Source organism: Nautilia sp. (assembly GCF_053994455.1).
This window is the reverse complement of the sequence record NZ_JBMYAU010000135.1, coordinates 1-3,248: the sequence shown is the minus strand read 5'-3', so window position 1 is coordinate 3,248 and position 3,248 is coordinate 1. Positions and strand designations below refer to the sequence as shown.

General features: G+C 34.8%; 5 protein-coding genes. All 5 read right to left on the bottom strand.

Annotation, left to right across the window (positions count from 1 at the left end):
• Positions 1-1,232: multiheme c-type cytochrome (locus ACXJIE_RS09610; protein ID WP_456480758.1), on the bottom strand; the 1,232-nt coding region annotated here is incomplete at its 3' end.
• A 139-nt stretch (positions 1,233-1,371) separates the two neighbouring features.
• Complete coding sequence (locus tag ACXJIE_RS09605; protein ID WP_456480757.1) at positions 1,372-1,716, bottom strand: chaperone NapD; 345 nt, start codon at positions 1,714-1,716, stop codon at positions 1,372-1,374.
• Between the two features lie 10 nt (positions 1,717-1,726).
• Positions 1,727-2,668, bottom strand: a complete 942-nt coding sequence (locus tag ACXJIE_RS09600; RefSeq protein ID WP_456480756.1) for a WD40 repeat domain-containing protein — start codon at positions 2,666-2,668, stop codon at positions 1,727-1,729.
• A gap of 8 nt (positions 2,669-2,676) precedes the next feature.
• Complete coding sequence (locus tag ACXJIE_RS09595) at positions 2,677-3,147, bottom strand: 4Fe-4S dicluster domain-containing protein (protein WP_456480755.1); 471 nt, start codon at positions 3,145-3,147, stop codon at positions 2,677-2,679.
• Positions 3,147-3,248, bottom strand: a 102-nt coding sequence (locus tag ACXJIE_RS09590) for a nitrate reductase cytochrome c-type subunit (RefSeq protein ID WP_456480759.1), incomplete at its 5' end; no start/stop codon positions are given. The genes ACXJIE_RS09595 and ACXJIE_RS09590, both read right to left, overlap by 1 nt.

Genomic DNA, 3,248 nt, shown 5'->3' with positions numbered 1-3,248 from the left:
GCTTTGTATTGATTGTAAATTGTTACAGCCGCATCTACTCTTTGGAAGTAGTTGTTTGTAAATGTAGCTTCGTGACATACCATACAAACTTTTTTCATTTCTGCTCTTGCAGCTTCTGGACCTTGTGGATTACCAGCTTTAGCGTTTCCTCTAATTACAGTGTTAGAATTAACTTTTCCTGCACCTTTCCAGAAAGTCCATCCGGCAGTTTCATAACCACCAGTTCTTAAGAAGCTTCCCGGTGCCCATAGGTTCCATTTAAGTCTAAGTGATACGTTGTGAGTTGATTTTAATCCATTAAATGCTGCTTGGTGACAAGTAAAACATGTAGCAGCTCTTAATGTTTTACCAGGAGTTTGCTCACCAGTATCGAATTTGTAATCTTCTTCATTAGTTTCAAAGATGTGACCGTGAACTGAAGATTCAAATACTTCTTTCATCGGATGGTCAGGCCCTAAGTGACAGTTTGTACATGCACCAGGTTGTCTTGCTTCAGCTGCATTGAATTTGTGTCTGCTGTGACAAGATAGACAGTTTGATACACCACCGTCAGGATATAATGCAGCGATACCGTCATTTGGCCAAGTAGTAGCGTCAGGTCTTCCTTGAGAATCAAGTTTAATTGTAGCACCGTGACATTGAATACAGATGTTTGCAACGTTTAAGTCTGCTGTTCTTGGATTTTTAGCGTTAGCTTGGAATACAGGACCGTCGTTTCTGATTCCTTTTTGCATTTTTGCGCCGTCAACCATATAAGTTTTGTTAGGACCTTTTAAACTTTCATAATGATAAGAAAGTTTTGTCATAAGGTAACCGTGTTTATTTTTAGGAGTTGCAAGCCATTGTGCAGCACCTCTTGCGTGACCTGAATTCATATATTCAGTAACTTCTTTTGCGTGACATTTAGCACATGTTACTGAAGATACGGCGATTTGTACAGTCCAGTTGCTTCCCTGCATCGGGTGAGCTTTGAAGGCTGTCGGATAGTTTTTAGGTACAACGTGACATTCCACACATCCTACACCAACTTTTGCGTGTTTAGAATGTTGCCAGTCGGCTACAATTCCAGGGTCTTGTGCTTTATGACACATTAAACATTGATCGTTTGTAACACCCTGAGGTTTGAATTTTTTAAGCTCTTTATAGTTCGGGTTTGAATCTAAGCTGTTTGCCGCAAATGCAAAGCTTGCAATAGCCGCAACGCTTAATCCCGCTGTCATTGCTTTTTTCATTTTAGCTCCTTGAGGATTTTTTTCTCTTTAGTATTTTAATTAAAAAAAGTGTCTCAAAAGTGCCAACATTAAAAAAAAATAAAAATTTTTAAAAATTTAATAAGTGTCTGACACAAAAACAATAAAAAGAAGTACTTTTTCAGTACTTCTTTTTTAAACTTCCGAAATAAGTGATTTCTTCCGCTTTTTTTTCCGTATTTAACTCTTTAACCGTCGAGTTTATATCAATGTTTTCTCTTAGCTTGTCTAATTCCTCTTCACAGTAACTCATATGCATATCCGCACTTATTATCATAGGCATGGATTCTATTTTGTTGAGTTTTTCTATTTCTTCTTCAACCGTTTCGCCTTCTATTGTGATTATTATCACACCTTTTTCTTTTTCTCCGAAATGTACGTCGCAAAAATCACATTCCTGCAGATTCAGCCAGACGGCATCATAATTTTCGGGTTTGGTTCTTACTATTATACTTGAAATATTCATGTAACTCCTTTTATTTTAATTTCCATATCAGTATTTCAGCAGGCGAGAAACTTATTATGGTTTTAGCGTCTAAGAATTTAATTCCGTTTAATGCCATCGTATGTCCTTTTAAAACATTTAAAAGTTTATTATACATCGAATAAATGGCAATATCGTTTTTTTCATTATACTGGACTGCAAATTTTGATAAATCAGGACTTATGGTTGCACCGTAAGGCAGAAATTTGACTTTTAACGTTAATTTCGAATAACCGTTTTTTATATTATAAACGGCGACTCTCATATCACTGCTTCCGTTAATTGCAAGGTTTTTTTCTATATCACAGCTTAATGTTTTGTCTTTGTTGAATCCCTTGAGTTCTTTAATTTTTTTGCCTGTTTTTATATCCACAATTTTTAACGCACCGCTTTCATCACCGAAGACGGACAATGTTTTGTCTTTATTTATAGCATATGTTGAAAATACATAATTGCCTATTTGAGTTCTGTAAATGTTTTTTTTGTTTTTAAGATCATAAAGCAGTGCCTCGTCGCTTAGTAATGCAAAAAAAATTTTATCGTTTCCTATAAAAGTTCCTTTCATAAGGGTTTCTTTTGTAGTGAAAATATGTTTTAATTTTTTGGTATCCAAATCGTAAATAAAAAGTTCTCTTTTTGCATCTTCACCTTCGGCTAAAATCATCAGGTGTTTGTTATCGGGTGCGATATCAAGGGAATATATCGGCATTGAAATAAGATCACCCATAAAATCGTGAATTTTGGGAAGGGATATTTTTTCTATATTTTTCAGTGTGTCAAATTTTTTGATTACGATTGTTCCGTTTTCAAGTCCGGCTATAAGATAAGTTTTATTATATGTTATTTTAGAAATATATCCGTTGTATGTTATTTTTTTAACAGGCATCAAAGCAAAAGCGTATATGCAGATTAATAAAATTATTATTTTTTTCATTCCGTCTCCTATAAAATTTTAATTTCTATGGCGTCTGTTGGACATACGCTTATACAAAACCCGCAGCCCGTGCATTTTTCTGTATCTATTACAGGGTTTAACATTCCTCTGTATATTATTGCGAATTCTTCACATACTTCCTGGCATAAAAAACAGATTGTTTGATTCCATGCAATGCATTTTTGAGGATTGATAATCATTTCGGCGTTAATTTTATTTTTTTTATAAGGCAGCGATAAAACTCCGCTTTTACAGACCGTTGCACACTCATCGCAAAACGTACAGCCGGAATTGCTGAAATCAAGCACTGGTTTTTCATTTTGGATTTTAATAATTTTTTCATTGCATGCATTCAAACAATCTTTGCTTTCGCAATTGCTGCATTTTATAAAATCTTCTTTTTTGTCGTAATAAGGAGGATAAACAAAAGATTTGAAAGGAGAGTTTTTAACTCTCCTGAAAAAAGAGCGTCTGTCCATTATTTTTTTAATGATTCGAATTTGTTTTCGATTACAGGGTCAACCTGTGCTTGAGGTGCGTGACATAACGTACAGTTGTATCTGCTTCCGGCAAGTTTTGA